Origin of the sequence: Pedobacter sp. Leaf216, assembly GCF_001421515.1 — a bacterium.
Taxonomy (GTDB): Bacteria; Bacteroidota; Bacteroidia; order Sphingobacteriales; family Sphingobacteriaceae; genus Pedobacter.
The window spans coordinates 68,929-95,019 of record NZ_LMKM01000034.1 but is presented as its reverse complement, the minus strand read 5'-3'; the positions used below and the strand labels follow the sequence as shown (position 1 = coordinate 95,019).

Below are 26,091 nucleotides of genomic sequence, written 5' to 3'. Positions count from 1 at the left end.
AATGAAGACCCTGAAATAAATTCAGGGTGACGAAAGCCTTATTATAAAAACTTAAACTCATTTCCATCAAACAAACCTTTATCGCTCAATTTTAAATGCGGTATTACCAATAAAGCCATGAAAGAAAGTGTCATAAATGGAGCTAGAAGTGTAGCACCTAAATCTTTCGCAAATTGATCAATTGAAGTATAACTTTCTGCTACTTTATAACCATTTTGATTACTCATTAACCCTGCTACAGGTAAAGCTAAAACTTCTTTTTTTCCATTACCTATTGCAACCACGCCACCGGTTTCTTTAATTACAAGATTTACCGCTTCGCATATACTTTTATCATCAACGCCAACTGCGATAATATTATGACTGTCGTGCGCAACACTTGATGCAATAGCACCTTGTTTCAGTCCAAAATTCTTTACAAAAGATATTGCAACAGGTGCATCAAGGTAACGGTTTACCACAACCATTTTCAAAATATCGTTTTCAGTATCACTTACGATATTACTATTTAAAACTTTTGGTGTAGCTAATAATCTGTTGGTGATCAATTGTCCATCCAAAGCTTCAATAACAAGAATTTCTTCTTGTCCGTTAAAGGGATAAATAAAATCCGCTTCCTTTTTTAGGCTGCAATTGAAATGATTTACCGATTCGCGATCTTCCAAATGTATTACCCAATTGCCCACTGTTTTACCGTTTTCGGCAAGTAGTAATCCATCAATATAGGTTTGTTTAACCTTGAAGTTTTTTAAATCTTCGAGTACAATAAAATCTGCATCATCATTGATCCGGAGTGAGCCTACATCTAATTTATAGTGAAGAATGGGATTTATGCAGGCAGCTTGAAGTATATTAAATAGATCAATTCCTTTTTCTATCGCTCTTGCACAAAGCTCGTTAATATGGTTTTCTACTAAACTATCGGGGTGTTTATCATCGCTGCAAAACATCATCATTTCAGGCCAATCGTTCAGCAGATCAATTAATGCGTCGAAATTTTTAGCAGCACTTCCTTCGCGGATGAGGATTTTCATGCCACGCTGTAACTTATCCAATGCTTCATCAGCAGTAAAACATTCATGATCGGTAGAAATTCCGGCGTTAATGTATTGTTGAACAGCTTCTCCCCGCAAACCCGGTGCATGGCCATCTACTGGTTTGCCTAAATGGTGCGCAGCTGAAATCTTTTTTAAAACTTCTTCATCTTTATTTAGTACCCCAGGAAAATTCATCATTTCACTCAGGTATTTTATTTCCGGGCGTTCTAAAAGCGACTTTACATCATCATGATTTAATTCAGCACCGGCAGTTTCAAAAATAGTAGCCGGAACACAGCTTGGCGCACCAAAATTGAATTTAAAAGGAACAGTATTGCCATTTTCTATCATAAATTCTACACCTTCCATTCCACATACGTTAGCAATTTCATGTGGATCGCTAATGGTAGCAACTGTACCATGCACAACTGCCAAACGTGCAAATTCACTTGGAATCAACATGCTGCTTTCAATGTGTACATGACTATCAATAAACCCGGGCGAAATGTAATGCACCCCATCTTTCTGTTCAGAAATTTTATTGATTGATTTTATTTTTCCATCCTCAACTTCAACTTCGCCAAAGAAAATATTTCGCTCTCTGATGTTAATTATATTTCCTTCAACTTTAAAAGTGCTCATGCTGTTTATATAAATTAGCCACGGAAACTAGGATTGCAACGGAATTAAATGATTAATGTTCTCCGTGATTTTCTGCGTCTCTGTGGCAAAACCATTTAATATTTCAATAATTTATCAATTGTTTCTGCTAATCTTGCTTTAGCTAAAAAATCGTCTTCTAATATTTTACTCATTGGAATTGCAGTATCTAAACTCGCACAACGCATTACCGGCGCATCGAGGTAAGAGAAACAGTGTTCTCCAATCCATGCAGATAATTCGGCACCAAAACCATTTGTTAAGGTATCTTCGTGCAGAATTAACACTCTGCCGGTTGCCTTAACGGCTTTTTTAACAGCTTCTTTATTCCAAGGCTGTAGTGTACGCAAATCAATTAGTGTAGCCCCGCATTCGGGATATTCTTTCAGGTAATCCAAAGCCCAATGTACGCCCAATCCATAAGTAATGATCGAAAATTTACTTCCTTTTGCAAGTATAACTGCTTTGCCAATTTCAGTTGTGTAATACCCTTGGGGTACTGAACCGATTAAACTTCTGTAGAGATATTTGTGCTCAAAATATAACACTGGATTAGGGTCTTCAATTGCAGCCAATAATAGGCCTTTTGCATCTTCAGGAAAAGCTGGATAAACTATTTTTAAACCTGGTGTTTTAGTAAACCATGCTTCATTACTTTGTGAGTGGAACGGGCCTGCACCGGATCCTGCACCTGTAGGCATGCGAACCACCACATCAGCCTTTTCGCCCCAGCGATAATGCGTTTTGGCCAGGTTATTCACAATCTGATTAAACCCTACCGTTACAAAATCGGCAAACTGCATTTCTACCACAGCTTTAAAGCCATTTATAGATAAGCCTAACCCTGCTCCCACAATGGCCGATTCGCAAATTGGAGTATTGCGAACTCTGCCCTTGCCATATTTAGTGGTAAAACCATCTGTGATTTTAAAAGCACCACCATAATCAGCAATATCCTGCCCCATTAAAACCAGGTTAGGGTATTTTTGCATGGCCAGATCCAATCCATCGGTTATGGCATCTAAATATCTTTTTTCTGTAGAGGCTTCTACAGGCAGCGTTACTTGTTGCTCATAAGGAAAATACATATCGTTTTCTTCCAGAGCAGCATCTGCAATAGGTTCTTCTTCATTAAAAGCTTCTTCAACTTCCAATTCTATAGCTCTTTTTACCTGGATTTTGATGTCAATAATGCTATCAGGTGATAAAATACCCTGTTCAACTAAGTAGGCTTCGTAATTGTTTAACGGATCTTTCTTTTCCCACGCATCAAACATTTCTTGCGGAACATATTTAGTACCTGATGCTTCTTCATGGCCCCGCATTCTGAAAGTCATGCATTCTACCAAAACAGGTCTGGGATCTTTTCTGATTTCATTGGCCAGCTGATTGATGGTATCGTAAACTTCCAGCACATTATTTCCATCTATCTGAACACCTTCTATCCCATAACCAATGGCCTTATCAACCAGGTTTTTGCACCTAAATTGTTCTGATTTTGGAGTGGAAAGACCATATCCATTATTTTCGATGAGAAAAATAACAGGAAGCCCCCAAACTGCGGCAACGTTTAATGCTTCATGAAAATCACCTTCGCTGGTGGCACCTTCTCCTGTATAAACAAGGGTTGCATGTTGCCTATTGGCTAGCAAATCTGCCAATGCAATACCATCTGCCAAGGCCATTTGTGGGCCAAGATGCGATATCATCCCAATGATTTTATAATCTTGTGTGCCGAAATGAAAGGATCGATCACGACCTTTAGTAAACCCGGTAATTTTGCCCTGCCATTGGGCCATTAATTTCTTTAAAGGAATATTGCGCGAAGTGAAGACACCCAAATTACGGTGCATCGGTAAAATGTATTCGTTGCTATGCATCGCTAAAGTACTGCCTACTGCAATGGCTTCCTGACCGATTCCTGAAAACCATTTTCCAATTCTCCCCTGGCGTAGAAGTTTGAGCATTTTCTCTTCAACCATTCGGGGATAAAGCAATCTTTTATATAAATTCAGCAGGAATTTGTTGTCTTTATCGCCTCGATTGAAATGCATATGGGTTATTTAACTGATTACCTCTTATTAAGACTCCTTACTTTTTTTCAGCTCTTCCCATTGTTTGGCAAAAGATTTATCGGCAACTTTTGGCATTTCGCGATATTTGCCCCAACTCCTTTTGAAAAATCTTTTGAGCATGAAGTTTTTAAAATTTCCACCAAAAAAATCCATCCATTTGCGTTTTAGCATCATTTTGCTAAACATAGTCCAGCCAATTTCCTCTTTCTTTCCATTTTCATGTCCTGCTGCGGCATCTCTTCGATTAAGTAAAAGCATTTTGTGGATGTCTATTTTAACGGGGCATACTTCTGAGCATTTTCCGCAAAGACTTGATGCATAGCTTAAATGTTTAAATTCCTCCATGCCCTTTAAATGAGGAGTAATTACAGAGCCAATCGGACCACTATAGGTTGTATTATAGGTATGTCCACCAATATTTTTATAAACAGGACATGCATTTAAACATGCACCACAACGGATGCAGTACAAACCCTGTCTTTGGTCTTTTTGTGCCAATAAATTGGTGCGGCCATTATCCAGAAGGATTACATACATTTCCTCAGGGCCATCTGTTTCATTTGGTTGGCGGGGGCCACTTAAAATAGTATTGTAAACCGTTAAATTTTGTCCGGTTCCATGTGAGGCAAGTAGCGGCCAAAACAGATCCAAATCTGCCATAGAAGGAATTACCTTTTCGATGCCTACAATAGCAATGTGGATTTTAGGAAATGTAGTGCTTAAACGGGCATTACCTTCATTTTCTGTTAGGGCAATACTTCCTGTATCGGCGATTAAAAAATTTCCACCACTGATGCCAATATCGGCTTTCAGGTATTTATCGCGAAGTAATTCTCTTGCTTTTTGTACCAGTTGAGGAGGAGTGGCATCGATAGGTGTGCCAAATTTATCGTGAAATAGCTGTGCAATATCTGTTGCACTGAGGTGCATCGCCGGTGTTACAATATGGTACGGAGCCTGACCAAGCAATTGAACAATGTATTCGCCCAAATCGCTTTCTAACGATTCTATATTATTTTTTTCCAGGAAATCGTTTATGTGGATTTCCTCTGTGGTCATCGATTTTGATTTGATAACCGTTTTGCCATTGTTTCTTTTAATGATATTGAGGATTTCCTGCTGGGCTTCTTCTGCATCGTTCGCCCAAATTACTTTGCCGCCTCGCCGTTGGAAATTTGATTCGAACTCAGGTAAAAATTTATCAAGGTTTTCCATTACACGCCACTTGATTACGTGTGCTTTCTTTTTGGATGCCTCTAAATTTTCGAATTTTGACAAGCCGCGCTCAACAGCTGCATTGTATTTTCCAATATTATAATTTATGGTTTTACGATGCGGTAAATCGAAAGCTTTCTCGTCAGACTTTTCTAAAAATTCTTCAGCAATATTCATCAATAGTTATTTTGTAATAGGTTAACGAATATTAACTGATTTTAGTTTTTCGTTACAACATCAAAGATAGGAAACCCTGTTGAGTTTATTTTTAGAAATTAACACAAAGAAGTAGTTGTGATTTTGGGAGAATATTACCAGGTAACTTTAGTCATGTATTTTTTCACTATTTCATCATTCGAAATGAGATTTAAATCTAATTCCATACTTGTTGCTATAATGATTCTGTCAAAAGGATCTCGATGTAAAAACGGTAGCACTTTAAGTATTTTCAGCGTTCCGTAATCTATTGGAAGTATGGTAATGTTGCTGCTGTTGCAGGAATCTATCAGTTCGTCTAATGAATATTCTAATTGTAACTTGCCTAGGGATTGCTTTATGGTAATCTCCCATAAACTCACAATGCTTAGATAGATTTGAGTAGTAGAATCTTCTAAAATTTTTCTTGCTGTTTCAGATAGTGCAATATTATCATCTTGCATCCAAAGTAGAACATGGGTATCAAGCAAAAATTTTTTCACTACATGTAATCTCTAAAATCATCCAGTGGAGCGTTAAAATCCTCGCTCATTTTCATTTTTCCTTTAAGTAGGCCAAGTTTTCTTTGTTGCTTTTCTTCATTTTTTTTATTTACTTTTTTTTGCAAAATAAAATCGATAAAGTCTTCCACCTCTTGCTGATAGGCAATAGGCATCATGTTAATTTTTTCTAAAATATGCAACTGATTCATATACTTACTTTTATCAAAAATACCATTTTAATCTTGAAATAAAAAGATTCGCCTTTAGGCATAAAAAAGCCCCGACATTTTATCGAGGCTTAATATTTTATTTTTTTGGATTCCCTTTTCCGTCCATATCTACTGCCGGTCTTTTAGCTCTGTTGGCCAATTCCCATGCGGTAAAGTAGGTTAGTTTTGCTCTTTTTGCCAAAAGCGGGAAATTTATTTTGCTTACTTCATCACCTGGTTTATGGTAGTCTTGCTGTAACATCCCATCATAATAGAAAATAATCGGAATACCTAATTTAGCAAAGTTATAGTGATCAGAACGGTAGTAAATTTGTTCAGGATCTTTTGGATCATCGTATTTATAATCCAGTTTCATTTTGGTATAAGTTGCATTAACCTGCTCGCTTAACTTACCTAAATCGCTGCTTAACATGTTCGATCCTACAGAGTAAATGTAGTTTGCAGAATCTGGTTTACCTAAATATTCCTCACCTGTACGGCCAATCATATCTGTGTTTAAATCAGCAATTGTGTTTTCGACAGAAAAAACCGGATGCTCCGAATACCATTCAGAACCCCATAATCCTTTTTCCTCACCAACAACAGTCATAAATAAAATACTGCGTTTAGAACCTTTACCAGCCTTTTTAGCATCTGTAAATGCTTTTGCCATTAATAAAACGCCAGTAGTTCCAGATCCATCATCATCAGCTCCATTATTCACTTTATCTTTTGCATTTGGATCAGTTTCAAGTCCAATATGGTCATAATGACCTGTAAGAATTAATACTTCTTTTTTAAGTACTGGATCTGAGCCTTCTAAATAACCAAGTACATTTTCACATCTTACTGGAGTTTCAGTTTTTGCTGCGCTCGCTGAAAATGGTACATTTAATACTTGCGAAGCTGGGGCCTGGCTATCTACAATTTTCTTTTGTAAATCTGCAACAGTAGTATTAGATGCCTTAAACAATTCATTGGCCAACGCAACTGAAATAGATACACGAGGGATATCATTCTGTTTTTGAGCCTCCATAGCAGCATTGGTTTTAACCATTACTCTGCCATTTTTAAGCGTTTGTTTTGTGTTTTCAGTTATTCTGTCAACAGCTGGATCGATCAGAATAATCGCTTTCACGTTGTTTTCTGCAAAATATTTTGCTCTGGCCTCAAGGGTAGCGCGATAAGCAGCTCTGTCTATTCTTGTTCCCGGTTTCAAAGTTGGGTCGCCGCCATTGAACATGATTACTACTTTACCTTTAATATCGGTACCGGAGAAATCGTTGTAAGTATCTTTTTTTATACCGTAACCGATAAATACAAGTTCATTGGCTGAAAATGTAAAACCTTTGTCGCTGATTAAACTTGGCGAAACCAGGTAATCTTTTTGGTATTCTTTTGGCTGTCCGTTTACGGTAACATGACTTTCTTTAAGCGTTACGTTAACAAGGTCGATTTTCTGAAAATAACTGCCATTTACAGGTGCTTTTAAACCTAATGATTTAAAATAATCGCGGATATAATCAGCAGCCATCCAAGCTCCTTTTGTGCCTGTTTCGCGACCTTCATATTCATCAGATGCTAAAACAGAAAGGTGTTTAAAAGCATTTTCGGGATTGATTGCCTTGCTAAATTTTATTGCATCCTGATTAGGTGTAAGGGGCTTAATTTGACTAAAGCAACTCGCCGAAACCAGCGAGGCCAAGCCAAGAGTTAAAAACTTTTTGTTCATTATGATAATAGTTAGTTAAGTTCTTGTTAACACGAAATTTTTTCAACCCTGTTTTGGTGGCGACCGCCTTCAAATTCAGTGGTTAAAAAAGTTGTCGCTATTTCTTTTGCCAGTTCTTCCGAAACAAATCTTGCCGGAATACATAAAACATTTGCATTATTGTGTTTACGTACTAAAGAAGCAACTTCGTTTTCCCAGCATAAACCAGCCCTGATGTGCTGATGTTTGTTTGCAGTTATAGCCACACCATTTGCCGATCCGCAAAGTAAAATTCCGTAGGTAAAATCTCCATTTTCAACTGCAGCAGCAACTGGATGAGCGAAATCTGGATAATCCACAGAATTTTCAGAATAAGTACCAAAATCTTTTATTTCGTAATGCTGTAAAAAATCTTTTAGTAACTCTTTGTACTCAAAGCCCGCGTGATCCGCTCCAATAGCAATTTTAATTTTTGTATCAGACATGGTCAAATTTATAGAGAATTATGAAATCCGTTCGTAATGTTTTTGTTAGTTAGCATAGAAGGCCGCTTCTGCTTTTTTCTTCTTCTTTTCAATGTATGCCGAAACAAAGATGCTTGCCTCATACAATAAAAATAAAGGAGCTGCTACAGTCAACATAGTTAATATATCAGGCGTTGGTGTAACAATTGCAGCAATAATCAAAATGATTACAGTTGCGTATCTTCTGCTCGATCTCATCAGTTTTGGAGTCATTAACCCCAGTTTTGATAGGATAAAAATAATGATCGGAAGTTCAAAAATAATACCTGTTCCTAAGGTTAACGTAGCTATGGAAGATACATATGAATCAATTGTAAAGGTGTTTTTGATTTCAGAACTTACTGTGTAACCTGTTAAAAAATTAATAGATAGTGCACAAATAATGAAGTACCCAAATATGATTCCGATAATAAAAAGTAACGATGCAAAGAAAACAAAACCGCTGGCCGATTTACGTTCTTTTTCATGTAATGCCGGCTTAACAAAGCGCCATATTTCCCACAATAAGTAAGGGAAGCCAAGGATAATACCACACATCACACAAACGTTCAGTTGTAAATTAAACTGACCAGCCATTTCGGTATTTATAATTTCTCCATTGATTTTGGTGATACACATATCCTTTCCTAAAGAAGGGAAGTGTTCAACCAGTTTACACATCATGCGATAGGTCCAGAAATCTGGTTTTTTTGGCCCGAAAATGATTTTATCCAGGATTTCTTCATTGAAGTAAAATGCGATACCCGTAAAAACGGCAATGGCAATTACCGCTCTGATTAAATGTTTACGGAGAACATCCAGGTGATCGAAAAAAGACATTTCTGCCTCTAATGTGGTGCTCTTTTGCCCGATAGCTTTTGTAAGTAGATTTTTTTTAGTGTCGCTCATGTTGAAAACAAAAATACCATTCTATTTGAATAGAATGGTATTTACGTGTTAAATATAGAAATAGTTTATATTATTCTGAGAAATGCTTTAATATATTAATGAAATCATCACTTAATTAATTGTAGTGGCCTCTTAATGAATGAACTTTGATCATTTGATCTATTTCTAAAACTTCGTAAATAATTCGATGTTCTGAATTTATCCTTCTGGACCATTTACCTGTAAGGTTATACTTTAATGCCTCGGGTTTCCCTATTCCTGCGAAAGGAGTGTCCCTAATAGAACTTAAGAGGCTATGAATCTTCTTTTGTATAGTTGTATTTCCTGATTTCTTCCAAAAATCTAAATCAATATTAGCGTTTGGAAGAAAAACTATTTCCATAGATTTTCCAAATCAATTTTGGTGAATTTTCCTTCTTTAAAATCTCTATCCCCATCTAAAATTTTTTCTACAAATTCTGGATTATAGGGTTTTTCTCTTTTTTCAAAAGAAATTTTCATTGCTTTCAACACCTGTTTTACTGCATTTAATTGAGCCTTATTTTCTGGGTGTACAATTAATGTTTCCATATTCAAATTTAATGAAATAATTCTAAAGTTTTAATAAAGAAAAATCCCATTCTGTTTTATCAAAATAGGATCTAAATTTATAATAGTTTATATTATTCTGAAAATTCAAACGTTTCCATAAACTTTGTGGTGAAATTTCCTGCCCTAAAGTTAGGATCTTTCATCAACTGCAGATGGAAAGGGATTGTTGTTTTCACTCCTTCAATTACAAATTCGCCTAGAGCACGCTCCATTGTACAGATTGCTTCTTCACGTGTTTGTGCAACACAGATTAATTTGGCAATCATTGAATCGTAATTAGAAGGAATAGAATATCCAGCGTAAACGTGCGTATCTACACGAACACCATGACCGCCTGGAGAGTGGAAATTGGTGATTTTACCTGGTGAAGGACGAAAATTGTTCGCTGGATCTTCTGCATTGATACGGCACTCAATGGCATGCATATCAGGGAAGTAGTTTTTACCCGAAATCGGAATTCCGGCAGCAACTTTAATCTGTTCTTTAATCAAGTCGAAATTGATTACTTCTTCGGTAACCGGGTGCTCTACCTGGATACGGGTATTCATTTCCATGAAATAAAAGTTACGGTGTTTATCAACCAAAAATTCGATTGTACCGGCACCTTCGTAACTAACAGCCATTGCTCCTTTAATTGCAGCCTCGCCCATTCTTACGCGGAGTTCGTCGGTCATAAATGGGGAAGGAGATTCTTCAACCAACTTTTGGTGACGGCGTTGGATAGAACAATCGCGTTCTGATAAGTGACAGGCTTTGCCAAACTGATCGCCGATTATCTGGATTTCAATGTGGCGTGGATCTTCAATGTATTTCTCTAAATATAAACCATCGTTACCAAATGCTGCACCTGATTCCTGGCGGGCACTATCCCATGCATTTTCAAAATCTTCATCTTTCCAAACAACACGCATACCACGGCCACCGCCACCAGCAGTTGCTTTTAGTATAACCGGGTAACCCATTTCGTTAGCAATTGCAATACCTTCTTTAACGCTGGTAAGCAAACCTTCCGATCCTGGAATGGTAGGCACACCAGCAATTTTCATGGTTTCTTTTGCAGAGGCTTTATCGCCCATGCCGTTAATCTGCTCTGGAGTTGCACCAATAAATTTGATATTGTACTCGCGGCAAATGTTAGAAAACTTAGCATTTTCTGATAAGAAACCATAACCTGGGTGTATGGCATCGGCATTGGTTAATTCTGCAGCCGAAATAATATTTGGAATATTTAAATAAGAATCTTTACTAGGTGGGGGGCCAATACAAACAGCCTCATCAGCAAAACGTACGTGTAAACTTTCCCGATCTGCGGTAGAGTAAACAGCAACCGTTTTGATGCCCATTTCCTTACAGGTACGGATAATACGCAAAGCGATTTCACCCCTGTTGGCAATTAGTATTTTTTTAAACATAATTTTTTAATTGATGATTTCACAGATATTATGATTATACCGACTATTTTGGCACCATCATCAATCTGTGAAATCAGCTTCTAAATAGGTTCTACTAAAAATAACGGTTGATCGTATTCTACTGGTGATGCGTTATCAACCAAAATTTTAACGATACGGCCAGAAACTTCACTTTCAATTTCGTTGAAAAGTTTCATTGCCTCAATAATACAAACTACTTTACCTGTGCTAACTTCGTCACCAACATTTACAAACATTGGTTTTTCCGGGCTAGCTGAACGGTAGAAAGTACCGATCATTGGCGATTTAATTGTTAAGTATTTTGAAGTGTCTTCTGCAGCTGGTACAGCAGGTGTTGCTGCAACTGGAGCAGTAGGAGCTGTGGCAACAGGGGCAGCAGCCTGTACAAGCGGAGCCTGTGGTACGGTAGCATGCACAACTGTTGGTGCTTGGTTTGTTTTGATCGTGATTTTGAAGTTTTCCTGCTCAATAGCAACTTCATTTACTCCAGAACGAGAAACAAATTTAATCAGTTCCTGTATTTGTTTGATATCCATTTTTTAGGCTAGTTATGTAAAAAATAGTGTTTATTGAATTAACTAAGTTATACTTTTTTTGTTTTATTTTTATCTGCAACCACTTAAGGTTGACGGTTTAATAGTTGATAGTTAATGGCTATGATGCTTTATCAAGCAGCTAATTAACTCCAAACTCCAAGCTCTCTACTCAATTACTTGGTATCGTAAGCCCATTTAAGGTAAATCGAACCCCAGGTAAAACCACCGCCGAATGCAGCTAAAACGATGTTATCGCCTTTTTTTAATCTGCTTTCCCATTCCCATAAACATAAAGGTATGGTTCCGTTGGTTGTATTTCCGAAACGTTCAATGTTGATCATTACCTTATCGGTAGTAACGCCCATGCGGTTTGCAGTAGCATCAATAATGCGTTTATTGGCTTGGTGAGGCACTAACCACGCAACATCATCAGCAGTTAAGCTGTTACGTTCCATAATTTCAGCAGCTACATCAGCCATATTGGTTACCGCAAATTTAAACACTGTAGGGCCTTCCTGATGCGCGAAATGTAACCTTGCATCAATGGTTTCGTGGGTTGCCGGCATAACCGATCCACCTGCTTTCATGCCTAAGAAATCTCTTCCAGAACCATCTGTTCTTAAAATAGAATCCTGTATTCCTAAACCTTCTTCGTTTGGCTCTAACAAGGCACAGCCACAGCCATCACCAAAAATAATACAGGTGGTGCGGTCTTCATAATTAATGATCGATGACATTTTATCGCCACCAACTACTAAAACTTTTTTGTGCCTTCCTGATTCTACAAATGATGCACCAGTTGAAAGGCCGAATATAAAGCCAGAACAAGCTGCCTGTAAATCATAACCCCAAGCATTGGTAGCACCAATTTTATCTGCTAAAACGTTTGCAGTTGCGGGGAAAGTAAAATCTGGTGTAGTGGTGCAAAAGATAATCAATTCAATTTCTTTTGCATCAATACCTCTTTTTTTAAGCAAACCATTTACAGCATGTACAGCCATATCGGATGTGCCTAAACCTTCTCCTTTTAAAATTCTGCGTTCTTTAATTCCCGTTCTGCTGGTTATCCATTCATCCGAAGTGTCAACAATGGTTTCTAATTCTGCGTTTGTAAGCACATAATCGGGAACGTAACCATTTACTGCTGTAATAGCAGCGTGAATTTTACTCATTTTAAGAATTTTAATAAATTATTTAAATGCAATTCTAATTTTTTCTACCAATCCAGTGGTAATCATTTCTCTTGATTGTAGAACCATATTTTTAACCGCTAAAGGACTTGAAATTCCATGTCCGATAACAACAGGAGCGTTAACGCCTAAAACCGGACTTCCACCGTACTGTTCGTAATTAAAACGATCGAAGAACTCATCTTTAAGTCCTTTTTTGATGGTAAGCACATAAAATGATTCTGCTAGTTTTAGCATTACATTTCCGGTAAAACCATCGCAAACAATTACATCAGCCTTATCATTAAACAAATCTCTTCCTTCAACATTGCCTACAAAGTTAAATAGGTTGGTATCTTTCATCAACGGGAAAGTAGCCATGCTAAGCATATTACCTTTTTCATCTTCTTCGCCAATATTCATCAGCGCAACTTTTGGCTCATTTATCTGCAATAAATTTTCTGCATATAAGCTGCCCAAAACGCCAAATTGTAATAAAATATCGGGTTTGCAATCGGCATTTGCACCTACATCTAATAATAAGCCAGTGCCACCTTTAATTTTCGGAAGAATTGTACATAAACAAGGGCGAATAATGCCCGGAATGGTTTTAACGCTAAAAACAGCGCCAACCAACATTGCTCCAGAGTTACCTGCACTTGCAAATGAATCGAGTTTCCCTTCTTTTAAAAGGTTAAATCCAACTGCTATGCTCGAATTCGGTTTCTGAACGATTGCTTTGGTGGGATGTTCGCCCATACCAATTACTTCATCAGTATGAACGTATTCAAAGTGATCTGGATTAAAGCCCTCTTCTGCAAGAATGGGTTTAATCTGTTCGGTATCGCCAATAAGAACTAAATGCTCTCCAGCGTTAAGCGATTGATGAGCAGCTATTGCTCCCAAAACAATTGCTTTGGGAGCATAGTCTCCGCCCATTATGTCGAGGCCTATTTTCATAGAAAAAATCTGTTTGTGTTAAGTCAGGTGTAATCCTGAATTTTTCAGTTGACTAAGGTATGACTAAAGCCGCTGAAAACACAAACAATTTTTTAAGAAAATTACCCAATCTGAGTATTTTCGATAACCAGTTTGCCGTTGTAGTATAAGTTACCATCAACGTTGTAAGCACGGTGAGGTACGTGGATAGCACCTGTTGTCGAGCATGTTGCTAAAGAAGGAGTAACAGCTTTATAGTGTGTTCTTCTTTTATTTTTTCTCTGTTTCGAGATTTTCCGTTTTGGATGTGCCATTGGTGTATAATCTAATTATTTTTTTAACTTATTAAGGGCTTCCCAACGTGGGTCGCTTGTTTGTTCATTTTCTTCTGCCTGCTTCTCGATCGATAATTGGTTTAAACGATCAATCATTTCCTGATCGCAATCCTGATCTGCCTGCTCGCAGTTTTTGATATAAGGTACCGCTACGTTAATCATTTCGTATAAAGGGCCCGATATATCAATCTCGGTATCTTTGCGGCTCAGCGAGATAATTTCTTCATCATCACTTTCCAGTTCATCTTCAGCAAACTTTACAATCTGACGTTCGTAAAGATTTATAGGTAAAGAAAACTCAGATAAACATTTATCGCAATCCAAATTAACTGTACCAATAACTTTGAATTTTAGCAGTAACATGGTCTCTTGTTTCTCAAGTTCCAGGTCTACCTTCAAATTTCCGCTTTTGATTAACGAATACTCAAATGCATTAAAAAAGGTATCATCAAGCTCATAATCAAACTGATGAGTTCCCAATTTTAATCCGGTAAACGGTAATGAAAATTGTTTTAGTGGGTTCAAAGTACTGTAAAATTTTAGCCTGCAAATGTAGGGATAAAATAATTAGATTAAAAATGTTTTTTAAAAATTGTTGGCGTTAATCGGACAGGTTTTCAGAATGTTAATTGAATTGGTAATTTTTTGAAAATGAGTTTCAATACATTCATTGGTATTCTTCTTAGTCATGATTTGTAATCCCCGACTTAGAATAAAAAATTTTTATTCGTTTAGTGGAATGTAAAATCAACAGTTTATTGAAGCGAAATTGTAAACCCAACCAACAAAAATTACTGATCAGCCAATACCATTTCCTTGTTATTTCTGCTCCATTCGCTCCATGAGCCAACATAAAGCTTAGGAATTGATAAGCCTGCGTAATCCATAGCCAATAGCGTATGGCAGGCTGTAATGCCTGAGCCACAATGTACAATTACGTTTTCTGGTTTAACCAGAGCCAAAGCCTCAGCGTATTTCTCTTTCAAAATTTCAGGGTCAAGGAAAGCGCCATTAGCATCTAAATTTTCGGTGTAAGGAATGTTAGCTGCGCCGGGGATATGCCCTGCAATTAAATCGATAGGCTCTGTAAGCCCTGCAAAACGGTTAGCATCCCGCACATCAATTACAATGTAATCGTCGGTTTTAGCCACTCTTTCAACTTCATCTATATCCGATAATGGTAAGTGCCAGGCTGTGATGTCATATTTATCGACAGATTTTGGAATTTCCACTTTATCGGTTGTCGGAAAACCAGCTTTAACAGCCGCCTGGAAGCCTCCGTCAATTACCTGTACTTTTTCATGACCAATAGATTTTAGCATCCACCAAAGCCTCGCAGCCGCATTGCCACCATTTTTATCGTCGTACACAATTACACGACTGCCTTTTGTAATACCCAGCTGCTGTAAAACAGTAGAAAATTGCTCGAAAGTTGGTAAGGGGTGTCTGCCACCAGAAGCATAATCACCAATATTTGCTAAATCTTCATTTACATCGGCAAAAAGTGCACCCGCCAAATGTTGTTGGTCATATCTCGCTTTTGAGCCGGCGCTTGCATCTATAATCACGATTTCATCGTCTTGATTTAACCAGGTTAATTCTTCTGGTTTTATGATAGGTGATAATTTCATTCTTGAATCTTTAAATCAAAGATAAATAAATTTGAAGTTAAGGTTAAATAAAGTACAGCTAGCTAATAATTGAAGGTTATTAATTCCTTTTAAAATCTCTTAATAGTGCCCATAGCCCCAAAACTGGTCCAACAGCCAAAACCATATAAAGATAATGCGGATTCATTTCTTTTGCCAAAAGATTAATGACCTGGATGCTAATAATTGTGATGGCAAAACCGATACAGTTTACCAATGTTAATGAAGTTCCTCTTAAACTTGCCGGTGCATGTTTCGCAATCAACGAAGAAAACAAAGGAGAATCTGCTGTGCCCGCTAAACCCCAGCAAAATAAAAAAATAATGAAAGGGTATAAAGTGCTGCTGAAAAGTAAAACAGGCGTAAGCAGGCAGCATAATCCGGATATTGCCAAAGCAATGGTGGCGATGAGTTTAGCGCCGAATTTTTGGGATAATAAGCCGCCAATCATGCATGATAAACCGCCCGAAGCAATAACCAAAAATGAAAAAAGCGGAATATTTAGTGTAGTATTTGGGTGTTTGCTATTAAAAAGTAACAACATACCTGGTAAAAAAGCCCAAAAGGTATACAGTTCCCACATGTGCCCAAAATAACCAAAAGCTGCCGAGCGGAAACCTTGATTTTTGAAACCATCAAAGCAGGAGCGGAAATTAAATTTTTGTCCAACCGTTCTGAAAGGGCCATTAGGAACCAAAATGAATATCGCTAATGCACCGGTTACCGATAGGGCTGAAGTAGCAAAAATAACATAGTGCCAAGGGAAACTTGCGGTAAAAGTTTTCAGCAGATGTGGAAAAGCGGTTCCGAAAACTAAGGCGCCAACTAAAAAGCCTAGTGATTTTCCTAATCCGTCTTTATAATAATCTGAAGCAATTTTCATCCCAACGGGGTAAATGCCTGCAAGCATAAATCCTGTTAAAAATCGGAAAAGCAATAGTAAGCGTACATCTGCTAATTCTAAACAGATACCCAGGTTAAACAATGCTGCAGCAATTCCACATATGAAGAACACTTTTGAGGGTGAAAATTGATCGGATATAGCAAAAATTGCAAAAACTAAGGTTCCACTGATAAAGCCAAATTGTACCATGCTGGTAAGATTGGCCAACAGGTTAGTTTCTGCAGGAAAATTTTTAATGATATCGGGTAGTACTGCATTTCCAGCAAACCACAAAGATGTACACAGAAACTGCGCGATAACTATTGTTGGGAGAATGTGGTTGTTTTTTTTAGTGCTGCTCATTTTGATTTGATGCACAATTTTAACTAAAATAAAACTGATAGTAGTGGAAATACTTTTTGATATGGTGCTTCAACATGCCAGCATAAAAAGACTGAAACGATAGGAGGTCTTTCAGAACGATGGAACACAAAAACTTGCTTTACAAAAAAAGAGTTCACCCACCTAAACCCTTTAGTTTATTGGGGCTGTGGTGGATTGTATGAGGTCGGACGTGGTTATTGCATCCTATCGTCCATCTCCTTTGGTCTTTCAGCTTTAATCTTTCTACTCTTTACAAACTTTCTACCTTAAGAAGCATCATCTTTAATATCGAACTGAGTTTCTACAACCTTACCGCCCGAACGCAACTGATTGGCCAACATTTCTTCCTGCTCTCTACGGTTTTTTACAATGTGGATGGCGGCAAATAATGCCTCTGTAAATGAAGTTGAATCAGCGAGGTCTTTACCTGCAATATCGTAACCTGTTCCATGATCGGGAGAGGTACGCACAAAGTTTAAGCCTGCAGTATAATTTACACCATTATGAAAAGCCAAAGTTTTAAAAGGAATTAATCCCTGATCGTGGTACATGGCCAAAACCGCATCAAATTGTTTATAGCTGCCATTGCCAAAAAATCCATCAGCAGGGTATGGCCCGAAACATACAATCCCTTTATCGTAAGCCTCCTGTATGGCGGGAGTTATAATTTCAGCTTCTTCTGTGCCTAATAATCCGTTATCGCTGGCATGAGGATTTAAACCCAGTACAGCAATTTTTGGCTTTTCAATCCAGAAATCTTTTTTCAAACTTTCGTTTATCAGCTTTAATTTACTAATGATTTTATCTTTTGTAATGGCTGTTGGAACATCTTTTACAGGGATATGTCCGGTAACTACACCAACTCTTAAATTTTCACTAATGAGGAACATCAGCACATCTTTACTGCCACTTTTTTCCTGTAAGTATTCGGTGTGGCCCGGAAAAGCAAAAGTATCTGATTGAATGTTATGTTTATTAATAGGAGCGGTAACCAAGGCATCAATATCTCCGTTTACCAGATCGGCAGTTGCACGCTCTAACGATAAAAGTGCGTATTTACCTCCTGTTGGCGTAATCTGACCCAACTCAATTTTAACATCTTCTTCCCAGCAATTTATCATATTGGCTTTTTTAGGCTGCGCCTGGTTGGCCTGATTGATTACATTAAAACTAAAATCGCCCAGATTGTTTGCTTTTCTATGGAAAGATGAAACCTTGGTATGGCCATAAACAATTGGTGTGCAATAATTTAAAATAGCAGGGTTGGATAATGTTTTAATGATTACTTCTAAACCAATGCCGTTCACATCGCCTATACTAATGCCAATTTTAAGTTTATCGCTCATAATTACTGGAAAATTTTAGCGCAAATTACTGATTTTCGATTAAACAGGTGCTTACCGGATAAAAATTAGTTATTTTGTATAAAATAGAGTAGCCACGGAAACACCGTTTATACGGAAAGGAAATGGGGTTATCCTACCTTTCATTGCATTTTTTCTGTGCCTCAGTGGCAAAATAAAGCATAAAGATGAGTTTAGTTAAAGCGAAAAAACACTTAGGTCAACATTTTTTAACCGATAAAGGCATTGCCAACCGTATTGTAGAGGCTCTGGTGAACACGGATAAATATAACCAGGTTCTAGAAGTTGGCCCTGGTATGGGAATCCTGTCTGATTTTTTGCTGCAACGTAAAGATTTAGAAACTTATTTAATCGATATTGATACCGAATCTTTCCATTTTCTGAATGAAAAATATCCTCAGTTGGGCGATCGCCTGATTAACGGTGATTTTTTAAAGCTCGATTTTGATGCTATATTCCCTGGTCAGTTTGCCATTATAGGTAATTTTCCATACAACATATCTTCTCAAATTCTATTTAAGATTTTAGATAACCGCAACAAGGTGGTAGAAATGGTTGGTATGTTTCAAAAAGAGGTTGCACAACGTTGCGCGGCACCTGCGGGCAATAAAGAGTATGGCATTTTGAGCGTATTTCTTCAGGCTTATTATAAAATCGAATATCTTTTTACGGTTAAACCGGGTACATTTAATCCACCACCAAAGGTACATTCGGCCGTAATCCGTTTAACCAGAAATGAGGTGGAGACTTTAGATTGTGACGAAAAATTATTCTGGCGTGTGGTTAAGGCAGGTTTTAACCAACGAAGAAAAACTTTGCGCAATGCGGTTTCGGCAGTGATGCCAAAAGATAAAATGGACGATCATATTTACTTCGAGAAACGTGCCGAGCAATTGACCGTGGCTGATTTTGTGGCCTTAACGCAGCATGTGAGTAAGTTGATGGAAACTTAAACCCTAATTTTTCGTCTACCTTGAATAAATTAAAAAATGATATGAAAAATCAAATTACCGTCTCTTTTAGTATCCTTTTGTTATCTATAATAATGCTTGGTTGCTCAGCGTTACATATGGACCCCAAGTCGTTATATATCATGAAACCTTTAGCTCCAAGTACAAAATTATCAATATATCTGGAGGATAGATCTGCATTTGATATGGATATCCAGAATACTTCAAAAGATACTTTAATACTCAAAAGGGCAAATCATAAAGATCAGATAATAGTCAAGGGCAAGATTTCGATATCGGTAGATCCTAAAATTGATATTGAAATATTAAATGTTTCTAGGAAAGGGATTAAGCCTATAGTTCGGATATATAATCATAAGTCAAAAGTTGTAGATGAGGTAAGTGACATTAAATAACTAGTAAAAAGCTGATTTTTCTACTACATGTTGTTACATCAAATTGCAAAGTAATGATCATTCTTATCTAATTTCTCCTTTCCTTTGCGTTGTATTATTAAGGATATCTTATGATAAATTATCGCGAAATTTTTGAGGAACAAGGCATTGACTATTTAACCTATCGTGCATTGGTCGATCAACTTTTGTTGGAAGGAAAGGCAACTGGAGAAGTAAGTTACGATTTGCACTACACTAAAATGAATGTGCAAAGGATGAGCCGTGTGGATAAAACGATTAGCTTAAATGATGAACTAACATCAACAATTAATCAGCTTAAAGAAAAGTATAAATTTTTAGTCATTACAGAGGGGTGGTGCGGCGATGCTGCGCAGATTATTCCAATTTTTAATAAAATTGCTACTGCATCATTAGGTAAGATTGATCTGAAATTTGTGCTTAGAGATAAAAACCTTCCATTAATTGATGCGCATTTAACAAATGGAGGAAGAGCTATTCCGGTTTTAATTGTATTAAATGAATCGGCAGATCAAGTTTTGGCAACTTGGGGTCCAAGACCACAAATTTTGCAGGAGCTTTTAAAAGAGTGGAGAAAAGAAAGTACTGATATGCCTATTTTGGCAGAAAAACTTCATGGCTGGTATGCAAAAGATAAAACGCAAACTACACAAACCGCATTAAACGTGCTTTTAAAAGGGCTTGAGGTTTAATTAATCTTCAATTGATTTTAAAACAGCTTCAAGTTCTTTCTCTGAGATAGAATCCTGGTCTGATTTATCATAAATAGATAAAAGATAAATTCTTTTATTAACGATACGTATTTTAGTGATTAACCTAGCGCCACCGGATTTGCCTTTTCCTTTACTGGAAATGGCTATTCTAATCTAATAACAATCGCTACCGATAGGACTGCCCTGTGTTGGGTTTAACTTTAGACTTTCTACAAAAGCAATGATATCACTTTTGGCCGACTTGTGTTTCTTACAGAGTTTCTTGAATTCTTTATTGAACAGGGATGATGTAAATACATCAAATTTCATTTATTAAATCCTCAAACCTTTTTAATTTAATCTTTCCTTGTTCAGCTAATTCTGTTTCTTTATAAGCATTTGCTAAATCATTGAGGTATTCATCATTTGATTGCTCAATGTTCTTAATTTTAATTCCCTTAATGTTCTTCAATGTTTCCAAAATTGAAAAAGCATTATCATCTTTTATTTCTAATGTAACTTGCATAGCTTTAATTACTTATCTAAAGATAGCGATTTATTTCAACAAAAATTCATGTTTAATCAACAGAAACAGTTAATCCTTCTTGCTGTAAAATTTTGCGGTAAACTTCCATTTCCGTAAATGATCCTTCTAAAACGGGGCATTTTCCATCATTATGCACTTTCCATGCAATTTTTTCGGCCTGCGATTCGTTATAATCCAAATATTTCATCATACAATAAATCACGTGATCGAAAGTATTGATATCATCATTCCACAAAATAAGGCGATGTACAGTTTTTAGGGAAGTTAAAATTTCTTCGAGCGTAAAGGTCTCTTCTTTGGTTTCTGTAGACATGGTGCAAAAATAAACAATAATTTATAAGATTTGACCTATTGGATATTAGATTTTAGGATATTATATTGGATCTCATCTCTCAAATCTCGCCGCTCATATCTTTTTTAATTAACTAACTTTGTTTAACCAAAATATAAATACTCAACATGCACCAGTCTAAAATTGCCGGAATAGGTTACTATGTTCCGAAAAATATATATACCAACGATGATTTAAGCCGTTTTATGGATACCAACGATGCGTGGATCCAGGAGCGTACCGGTATAAAAGAACGTCGTTTTGCCGACCGCAATGAAGAAACCACCACAACAATGGGCATTGAGGCTGCTAAAATTGCCATTGAAAGGGCTGGAATTACCGCAAAAGATGTCGATTTTATAGTTTTTGCTACCTTAAGTCCTGATTATTATTTCCCTGGATGTGGGGTATTGTTGCAACGCGAAATGGGGATGGGTGAGATTGGTGCTTTGGATATCAGAAACCAATGTTCGGGCTTTGTTTATGCACTTTCGGTAGCAGATCAGTTTGTTAAAACGGGTATGTACAAGAATGTTTTGGTAGTGGGGAGCGAGAAACATTCGTTTGCAATGGATTTTGAAACAAGAAGCCGGAATGTATCAGTAATTTTTGGTGATGGTGCAGGGGCTGTGGTGCTACAACCTACTAATGAAGCTGGAAAAGGAATTTTAAGTACACATCTCCATAGCGATGGTGCCGATGCCGAAATTTTGGCCATGTATTACCCAGGTTCTCATGCCAATAAATGGCTCAAAGATAAACCAGCTTATCCGGAGCAAGAATTGGGTGGATTATTTATGACACAAGAGATTTTAGAAAGTGGCGCCGCTTTACCTTATATGGATGGGCCATCAGTTTTTAAAAAAGCAGTTGTAAAGTTCCCTGAAGTAATTAAAGAGGCCTTAGCGGCTAACAATTTAACAGAAAAAGACATAGATCTGCTCGTGCCACACCAGGCAAATTTGCGTATTAGCCAGTATGTACAGCAGTTGTTGGGCTTAAATGATGATCAGGTATTTAATAATATTCAAAAATACGGCAATACCACAGCGGCTTCTGTTCCAATTGCTTTATGCGAGGCTTGGGAAGCAGGAAAAATTAAAGATGGCGATTTGGTTTGTCTAGCTGCTTTTGGTTCGGGCTTTACCTGGGCCAGTGCATTAATTAGGTGGTAACCATAGGTTCGTTATTTAGGGCAAAGTGCAACGAAGTTGAGAATTAATATCGATTCGTGATTTCGATAGATAATTTATTGTTTAAACTTTGCATGTTAAAGGTTCTTAATGAATTGATAGGCTGCGAGAAATCGTCATTTCCGCCTGCGCGGAAATGACGACATATTCTATTCTGATGTTTGTTTACTTGAGCGTAGTGGAAGGCCCTAGTTTTGCGTTTTTGGCTTAATAAAATCAGCCAGGTAACTGCACTCTCCTGCTGCAACAGCATAGTAAGGGGTTTTGGCATAATTAAACCTTAGCTCTTTTAAATAAGGATTATTATAATTCGCCTTAATAAAGTTTCTCCATTTCACATCTTTTTTATCGTAATAGTAAAATGATAGTGGATTAGCATTCATAATAATCTGTTTTTGCAAACATTTGGCCAACATAAACGTGCATTTCGCTTTAAAATCGGCATTTGTGCTTAAAGCCCTCGCTTTTAAATACCAGGCCTTTGCAGTTTGAGCTTTTTTATAATCTCCGTCATATACATACCTGGCCGGGTTACCATTGTCGTAAGATGACCAATCATAGCTGATTAAAAACCAACTGTTGCCGAAATATCCTGTTTGATATACAGCATTGGCCATTTTATAATAATAAAGCGCAGCATTTTTTTTGTCGCTAACGGCTAATTTCTGTAAACGGAGCATCTCAGCAGCAAAAGTCTTTTTACTAACAGAAGCCTTGGCGGTTACATATTTCTTAGGGTAATCGTTTATCGTTTCGATAAAAGGATTGGCATACAATTTTGAATTTGATTCAGATCCATACCAGTTTTCAGGGCTGAAATATTTGTAGGCAGGCGAAACTTTTGCAAACATTTGAACGGCCTTGTCATATTGGTGCGTACGCAGGTATGTAGTGCCAAATAATTCGTAAAAATCGTCATTTTTAAGCTGGTTTAAGGCCGTTGCCAATACAGCCGTTACATCATTTCCGGCTGATTTGGTTTTATAAACGGCCAATCCCTGCATGCTTTTCGGACTTAAGTTTTTCTGCCAGAAAGCAATACTTTGGTAACTCATATTCTGAAAAAGCGAATTCTCTTTTAATGTTTTATATACTAAATCACCTTTAACCATAGCCAGGGCCGCTTTAGCCGTATCGCCCATGTTTAAATATGCCGGTGCTAGTATTTGTTGGTAAAAATTTCTGGTTGTTCTGCTAAAACGCTTTTCTGCCTCATCGGTATCATAATCGTATTGCCCTTTAGGTTGGGTGTTGTTTTCTGCAAAACGCTTTTCATCAAGCCATTTCAATGTTGGCAATAAATCATTTTCGTTAAAGGGATTTCCTTTTTTGATGTTTTTAGCCTTAATCAGTAAATCTGTAATGCGGTATTGATCGCGTAATCTTTCTGGTAATTTATCTGGTTTTAAAATGGCAAGATAATTTGAAGCCATAAAATCTTTATTCTCTATCCATGATAAATATGCTGCAGTTAATGTACCCAATTCTGGTTGCGGATATTTTTTTTCGGTGGCCAGTTTTACTGCAAAATTTCTGATTTCATTTAGCCGTTTTAAGTTTACCGTTTTTAAACTGTCTTTATATTTAGGATTACCATTATCCGAAAAATAGTAATTGTAACCAACTTTGGCAATATCGTTCGCCTCAATTAAATCTTGCTCCAGTTTATTTACCTCGCGTACCAGCAAAGTGCCGTTTAATATACTTTTTGGTTCGTACTGATAAACCTTATTTAAACTTTCCAAACCCGAATCGGTATTGCCAAACCCGTTTATGGCCCAAATATTGGCTTTTTCATTATTCGTTTTGGCATATTTTAATGCACCGTTAACTGGCGAACTGGTATAATAATAATTTTTATAAGCCTGTACCCTGCGCTCCGGATTGCTTGCAAAAACCTTAGAGAATAAAAATGCAGATTCTTCAGGATTTCCCAATCTTCGGGTAGATCCTGCGTAAAGTGCTAGTGCCCAGCCTTTAACCGCACTATTAACCTTACTGGTTTTAATGTATTTATCGTATGTAGATTTACTTTCAGTATGATAACCAGCAAAATGAAACATTCGCTCAGCCTGGTAGGCATAACGTAATTTCAGGAAGTCATCTTTTTCATCTTCCGTCAATTTTAGTCCTTCTTTAGCCTTTGATTCCATTGTAATGGTATCACGTGGTTTTGCATCCCAAAGGCTAAATTCAACATCGGCCAAAGGCTCACAGCTTTTGGCAAACAGATAATACTTTAAAGATTCTTTACGTTTGCCTAGGGCCTGGATAAAACTGTTTTGTTGTAAACTATCTGGTAGTTGAGAAACATTGCCATTAAAGCTGATCAATTTTACATTGGTTGCGCTATCTGTTTTATACATAACTTTTAGCACATCATCTTTTTTTACACTCAGGTATCTGGCCCATTCGCGGCTGTTAATATCTGACTCACTTTCTACATCCGTTTCACTGTTCAGGTAAACCATCTGGTTATAAGCAAATGGAGCATATTCATCACCCTCAACATTATTGTGAAAGTAAGTAATGTAATAATCATAGGGATCTATCTCGCCACCACAGGCAAGATTTACGGCAATTTCGCCGAAAAATGTAAGCAAGAAGATACTAAAAATTAGCGATAATTTTTTGAAGGTTTTCATTGGTAAAATGTTTTAATAGGTCGGTGTCTAAATGGTAGAAAACAAGATTCCGGTCTTTAGGGGTTAAATATCGGGATAAAAATTTGGAGGTAACAAGTAAATCTTCCGCAGAAATTTGTTCCCATCTTACTACATCTCCCTGTTTTAATCCGGCGGTTGGATAGTCAACCAATAAATCATAAAAAATGGAATTTCCTCTTTGCTTAAAAAGTTTTTTATCTTCAATTTGTGTTTTGCCTATCCGTTTGGAGATACCAGCGTACTGCTCTTTCCTAAATACTACTGCCCACTCAAAAACCGGTAGGGCAACATCAAGTGGCAAAGGATAATGCTCAAGAAAATCTTTTAGGTAAAGATCCATTTCATGCTGATCCAATATCGAATTTTGTTCGCCATACTTACGCAGATTACCCATGTTGTAGCACATTAAAATGGCTTTTTCTACTGGAGGTACGCCACTTGATACCAAATTTTTAACCTGATGCAGGCGAAGGGTAACCGAAATGTTTTTATCTTTTAGCAGCGCATTGGCCTTTAACTGCTCAAGAAATTTGAAATACCGGTTTCTTGTGCCTTTTGTCCAGTCGCAATCAATCTGCAGTTCCTGGTAGTTTTGTTTACCTGCCTGATTTACTTTAGCAGCTACAAATTTTGCAATACGATCGGCCATTACAGCAGTTTGTATCGTATCAATCTTATTAAAAACGTTGTTAACAATAAAAACAACAGGTATAATATTAACCGTTTTGGGTAGCGGATCAGAAAATTTAATTGGCGAAACGGGTACCGGCAATTGTAAATCAGGATTAAAATCTACATCCATAATCCGCACATATAAAGATTGTGCTTTAAAATGATCGAGATAGGTAGTTTCTGCTTTTCTGTTATGATAATCTGTTTTCCAATAATAAAATGTAGGGTGCACTGTTGATTTTTGCTTACATCCAAAGATGAGAAATACAGAAATCACTAAAATACTTATCTTGCGCATATCAATTT

At 37.1% G+C, this 26,091-nt stretch carries 28 protein-coding genes; 4 read left to right on the top strand and 24 right to left on the bottom strand.

Annotated features, from left to right (window positions below; all coding sequences use genetic code 11):
• Positions 1-41: 41 nt before the first annotated feature.
• The 19 genes from ade to pdxA all read right to left on the bottom strand — a co-directional run bounded on the left by ade (position 42) and on the right by pdxA (position 18,282).
• Complete coding sequence (gene ade / locus ASE74_RS20165; protein WP_055913067.1) at positions 42-1,679, bottom strand: adenine deaminase; 1,638 nt, start codon at positions 1,677-1,679, stop codon at positions 42-44.
• Positions 1,680-1,774: 95 nt separating this feature from the next.
• Positions 1,775-3,751 carry a thiamine pyrophosphate-dependent enzyme gene (locus ASE74_RS20160; protein ID WP_055913065.1) on the bottom strand — a complete coding sequence of 659 codons (1,977 nt, stop codon included), beginning with the start codon at positions 3,749-3,751 and terminating at the stop codon, positions 1,775-1,777.
• Positions 3,752-3,778: 27 nt separating this feature from the next.
• Complete coding sequence (locus ASE74_RS20155; protein ID WP_055913062.1) at positions 3,779-5,164, bottom strand: LutB/LldF family L-lactate oxidation iron-sulfur protein; 1,386 nt, start codon at positions 5,162-5,164, stop codon at positions 3,779-3,781.
• 134 nt (positions 5,165-5,298) lie between these two features.
• Positions 5,299-5,685, bottom strand: coding sequence for a type II toxin-antitoxin system VapC family toxin (locus ASE74_RS20150; RefSeq protein ID WP_157255490.1), 387 nt, complete (start codon positions 5,683-5,685; stop codon positions 5,299-5,301).
• The gene (locus ASE74_RS20145) at positions 5,685-5,894 is read right to left on the bottom strand and encodes a DUF2281 domain-containing protein (protein WP_055913060.1); all 210 of its coding nucleotides are present in this window, start codon (positions 5,892-5,894) and stop codon (positions 5,685-5,687) included. The genes ASE74_RS20150 and ASE74_RS20145 overlap by 1 nt, the downstream gene beginning before the upstream one ends.
• Positions 5,895-5,991: 97 nt before the next feature.
• Positions 5,992-7,626, bottom strand: a complete 1,635-nt coding sequence (locus ASE74_RS20140; RefSeq protein WP_055913059.1) for a M28 family peptidase — start codon at positions 7,624-7,626, stop codon at positions 5,992-5,994.
• A 26-nt stretch (positions 7,627-7,652) separates the two neighbouring features.
• On the bottom strand, positions 7,653-8,090 hold the full coding sequence (gene rpiB, locus ASE74_RS20135; protein WP_055913055.1) for a ribose 5-phosphate isomerase B: 438 nt from the start codon (positions 8,088-8,090) through the stop codon (positions 7,653-7,655).
• Positions 8,091-8,135: 45 nt separating this feature from the next.
• Complete coding sequence (gene tatC / locus ASE74_RS20130; protein ID WP_055913052.1) at positions 8,136-9,017, bottom strand: twin-arginine translocase subunit TatC; 882 nt, start codon at positions 9,015-9,017, stop codon at positions 8,136-8,138.
• 115 nt (positions 9,018-9,132) lie between these two features.
• Entirely contained in the window at positions 9,133-9,399 is a 267-nt protein-coding gene (locus ASE74_RS20125) for a Txe/YoeB family addiction module toxin (RefSeq protein WP_055913049.1), read from the bottom strand.
• On the bottom strand, positions 9,390-9,587 hold the full coding sequence (locus ASE74_RS20120) for a DUF2683 family protein (protein WP_055913046.1): 198 nt from the start codon (positions 9,585-9,587) through the stop codon (positions 9,390-9,392). Before ASE74_RS20120 ends, ASE74_RS20125 begins: the two co-directional genes overlap by 10 nt.
• 92 nt (positions 9,588-9,679) lie before the next feature.
• Positions 9,680-11,020: an acetyl-CoA carboxylase biotin carboxylase subunit gene (gene accC, locus ASE74_RS20115; RefSeq protein WP_055913043.1), complete on the bottom strand. Its 1,341-nt coding sequence runs from the start codon at positions 11,018-11,020 to the stop codon at positions 9,680-9,682.
• An 80-nt stretch (positions 11,021-11,100) separates the two neighbouring features.
• A complete protein-coding gene (accB, locus tag ASE74_RS20110) occupies positions 11,101-11,577 on the bottom strand; it encodes an acetyl-CoA carboxylase biotin carboxyl carrier protein (protein ID WP_055913040.1) in 477 nt (158 codons plus the stop codon).
• A 173-nt stretch (positions 11,578-11,750) separates the two neighbouring features.
• On the bottom strand, positions 11,751-12,749 hold the full coding sequence (locus ASE74_RS20105) for a beta-ketoacyl-ACP synthase III (protein ID WP_055913038.1): 999 nt from the start codon (positions 12,747-12,749) through the stop codon (positions 11,751-11,753).
• 18 nt (positions 12,750-12,767) lie between these two features.
• Entirely contained in the window at positions 12,768-13,706 is a 939-nt protein-coding gene (plsX, locus tag ASE74_RS20100) for a phosphate acyltransferase PlsX (RefSeq protein WP_055913035.1), read from the bottom strand.
• Positions 13,707-13,807: 101 nt separating this feature from the next.
• Complete coding sequence (gene rpmF, locus ASE74_RS24585; RefSeq protein ID WP_082458872.1) at positions 13,808-13,999, bottom strand: 50S ribosomal protein L32; 192 nt, start codon at positions 13,997-13,999, stop codon at positions 13,808-13,810.
• Between the two features lie 15 nt (positions 14,000-14,014).
• Complete coding sequence (locus ASE74_RS20095) at positions 14,015-14,545, bottom strand: DUF177 domain-containing protein (RefSeq protein WP_055913032.1); 531 nt, start codon at positions 14,543-14,545, stop codon at positions 14,015-14,017.
• Positions 14,546-14,811: 266 nt separating this feature from the next.
• Positions 14,812-15,651, bottom strand: a complete 840-nt coding sequence (locus tag ASE74_RS20090) for a sulfurtransferase (RefSeq protein WP_055913030.1) — start codon at positions 15,649-15,651, stop codon at positions 14,812-14,814.
• Between the two features lie 79 nt (positions 15,652-15,730).
• Complete coding sequence (locus tag ASE74_RS20085; protein ID WP_055913027.1) at positions 15,731-16,915, bottom strand: nitrate/nitrite transporter; 1,185 nt, start codon at positions 16,913-16,915, stop codon at positions 15,731-15,733.
• Positions 16,916-17,202: 287 nt separating this feature from the next.
• Complete coding sequence (pdxA, locus tag ASE74_RS20080; RefSeq protein WP_055913025.1) at positions 17,203-18,282, bottom strand: 4-hydroxythreonine-4-phosphate dehydrogenase PdxA; 1,080 nt, start codon at positions 18,280-18,282, stop codon at positions 17,203-17,205.
• Between the two features lie 185 nt (positions 18,283-18,467).
• Between pdxA and rsmA the strand changes: the two genes are divergently transcribed.
• From rsmA to ASE74_RS20065, 3 genes are all read left to right on the top strand, one after another.
• On the top strand, positions 18,468-19,253 hold the full coding sequence (gene rsmA / locus ASE74_RS20075) for a 16S rRNA (adenine(1518)-N(6)/adenine(1519)-N(6))-dimethyltransferase RsmA (protein WP_055913022.1): 786 nt from the start codon (positions 18,468-18,470) through the stop codon (positions 19,251-19,253).
• 140 nt (positions 19,254-19,393) lie between these two features.
• The gene (locus ASE74_RS20070; RefSeq protein WP_157255489.1) at positions 19,394-19,666 is read left to right on the top strand and encodes a hypothetical protein; all 273 of its coding nucleotides are present in this window, start codon (positions 19,394-19,396) and stop codon (positions 19,664-19,666) included.
• 110 nt (positions 19,667-19,776) lie between these two features.
• Complete coding sequence (locus tag ASE74_RS20065; protein ID WP_055913017.1) at positions 19,777-20,376, top strand: thioredoxin family protein; 600 nt, start codon at positions 19,777-19,779, stop codon at positions 20,374-20,376.
• On the opposite strand, the gene ASE74_RS25380 is transcribed toward ASE74_RS20065, so the two are convergent.
• The 3 genes from ASE74_RS25380 to ASE74_RS20050 form a co-directional block, all read right to left on the bottom strand.
• Positions 20,377-20,538, bottom strand: coding sequence for a type II toxin-antitoxin system RelE/ParE family toxin (locus tag ASE74_RS25380; protein WP_255352066.1), 162 nt, complete (start codon positions 20,536-20,538; stop codon positions 20,377-20,379). It lies immediately after the preceding gene.
• Between the two features lie 157 nt (positions 20,539-20,695).
• Complete coding sequence (locus ASE74_RS20055; RefSeq protein WP_055913015.1) at positions 20,696-20,902, bottom strand: hypothetical protein; 207 nt, start codon at positions 20,900-20,902, stop codon at positions 20,696-20,698.
• A gap of 52 nt (positions 20,903-20,954) precedes the next feature.
• Positions 20,955-21,236, bottom strand: a complete 282-nt coding sequence (locus ASE74_RS20050) for an ATP-dependent Clp protease adaptor ClpS (protein WP_029274160.1) — start codon at positions 21,234-21,236, stop codon at positions 20,955-20,957.
• Between the two features lie 146 nt (positions 21,237-21,382).
• Between ASE74_RS20050 and ASE74_RS20045 the strand changes: the two genes are divergently transcribed.
• A complete protein-coding gene (locus tag ASE74_RS20045; RefSeq protein ID WP_055913010.1) occupies positions 21,383-22,429 on the top strand; it encodes a 3-oxoacyl-ACP synthase III family protein in 1,047 nt (348 codons plus the stop codon).
• A 206-nt stretch (positions 22,430-22,635) separates the two neighbouring features.
• On the opposite strand, the gene ASE74_RS20040 is transcribed toward ASE74_RS20045, so the two are convergent.
• Together ASE74_RS20040 and ASE74_RS20035 are read right to left on the bottom strand one after the other, a co-directional pair.
• Positions 22,636-25,092: a hypothetical protein gene (locus tag ASE74_RS20040; protein ID WP_055913007.1), complete on the bottom strand. Its 2,457-nt coding sequence runs from the start codon at positions 25,090-25,092 to the stop codon at positions 22,636-22,638.
• Positions 25,058-26,083, bottom strand: coding sequence for a hypothetical protein (locus tag ASE74_RS20035; protein WP_055913003.1), 1,026 nt, complete (start codon positions 26,081-26,083; stop codon positions 25,058-25,060). Before ASE74_RS20035 ends, ASE74_RS20040 begins: the two co-directional genes overlap by 35 nt.
• Positions 26,084-26,091: the final 8 nt, after the last annotated feature.

Bases quoted from the DNA above. Each gene is read 5' to 3' on its own strand.
- ade (WP_055913067.1), bottom strand. From the start codon at position 1,679: ATGAGCACTTTTAAAGTTGAAGGAAATATAATTAACATCAGAGAGCGA.
- ASE74_RS20085 (WP_055913027.1), bottom strand. From the start codon at position 16,915: ATGAGCAGCACTAAAAAAAACAACCACATTCTCCCAACAATAGTTATC.
- ASE74_RS20155 (WP_055913062.1), bottom strand. From the start codon at position 5,164: ATGAATATTGCTGAAGAATTTTTAGAAAAGTCTGACGAGAAAGCTTTC.
- rpmF (WP_082458872.1), bottom strand. From the start codon at position 13,999: ATGGCACATCCAAAACGGAAAATCTCGAAACAGAGAAAAAATAAAAGA.
- ASE74_RS20040 (WP_055913007.1), bottom strand. From the start codon at position 25,092: ATGAAAACCTTCAAAAAATTATCGCTAATTTTTAGTATCTTCTTGCTT.
- ASE74_RS20125 (WP_055913049.1), bottom strand. From the start codon at position 9,399: ATGGAAATAGTTTTTCTTCCAAACGCTAATATTGATTTAGATTTTTGG.
- ASE74_RS20065 (WP_055913017.1), top strand. From the start codon at position 19,777: ATGATAAATTATCGCGAAATTTTTGAGGAACAAGGCATTGACTATTTA.
- ASE74_RS20145 (WP_055913060.1), bottom strand. From the start codon at position 5,894: ATGAATCAGTTGCATATTTTAGAAAAAATTAACATGATGCCTATTGCC.
- ASE74_RS20140 (WP_055913059.1), bottom strand. From the start codon at position 7,626: ATGAACAAAAAGTTTTTAACTCTTGGCTTGGCCTCGCTGGTTTCGGCG.
- tatC (WP_055913052.1), bottom strand. From the start codon at position 9,017: ATGAGCGACACTAAAAAAAATCTACTTACAAAAGCTATCGGGCAAAAG.
- ASE74_RS20055 (WP_055913015.1), bottom strand. From the start codon at position 20,902: ATGCAAGTTACATTAGAAATAAAAGATGATAATGCTTTTTCAATTTTG.
- rsmA (WP_055913022.1), top strand. From the start codon at position 18,468: ATGAGTTTAGTTAAAGCGAAAAAACACTTAGGTCAACATTTTTTAACC.
- rpiB (WP_055913055.1), bottom strand. From the start codon at position 8,090: ATGTCTGATACAAAAATTAAAATTGCTATTGGAGCGGATCACGCGGGC.
- ASE74_RS20160 (WP_055913065.1), bottom strand. From the start codon at position 3,751: ATGCATTTCAATCGAGGCGATAAAGACAACAAATTCCTGCTGAATTTA.
- pdxA (WP_055913025.1), bottom strand. From the start codon at position 18,282: ATGAGCGATAAACTTAAAATTGGCATTAGTATAGGCGATGTGAACGGC.
- accC (WP_055913043.1), bottom strand. From the start codon at position 11,020: ATGTTTAAAAAAATACTAATTGCCAACAGGGGTGAAATCGCTTTGCGT.
- accB (WP_055913040.1), bottom strand. From the start codon at position 11,577: ATGGATATCAAACAAATACAGGAACTGATTAAATTTGTTTCTCGTTCT.
- ASE74_RS20035 (WP_055913003.1), bottom strand. From the start codon at position 26,083: ATGCGCAAGATAAGTATTTTAGTGATTTCTGTATTTCTCATCTTTGGA.
- ASE74_RS20045 (WP_055913010.1), top strand. From the start codon at position 21,383: ATGCACCAGTCTAAAATTGCCGGAATAGGTTACTATGTTCCGAAAAAT.
- ASE74_RS20105 (WP_055913038.1), bottom strand. From the start codon at position 12,749: ATGAGTAAAATTCACGCTGCTATTACAGCAGTAAATGGTTACGTTCCC.
- plsX (WP_055913035.1), bottom strand. From the start codon at position 13,706: ATGAAAATAGGCCTCGACATAATGGGCGGAGACTATGCTCCCAAAGCA.
- ASE74_RS20120 (WP_055913046.1), bottom strand. From the start codon at position 9,587: ATGGAAACATTAATTGTACACCCAGAAAATAAGGCTCAATTAAATGCA.
- ASE74_RS20050 (WP_029274160.1), bottom strand. From the start codon at position 21,236: ATGTCTACAGAAACCAAAGAAGAGACCTTTACGCTCGAAGAAATTTTA.
- ASE74_RS20090 (WP_055913030.1), bottom strand. From the start codon at position 15,651: ATGAAATTATCACCTATCATAAAACCAGAAGAATTAACCTGGTTAAAT.
- ASE74_RS20070 (WP_157255489.1), top strand. From the start codon at position 19,394: ATGAAACCTTTAGCTCCAAGTACAAAATTATCAATATATCTGGAGGAT.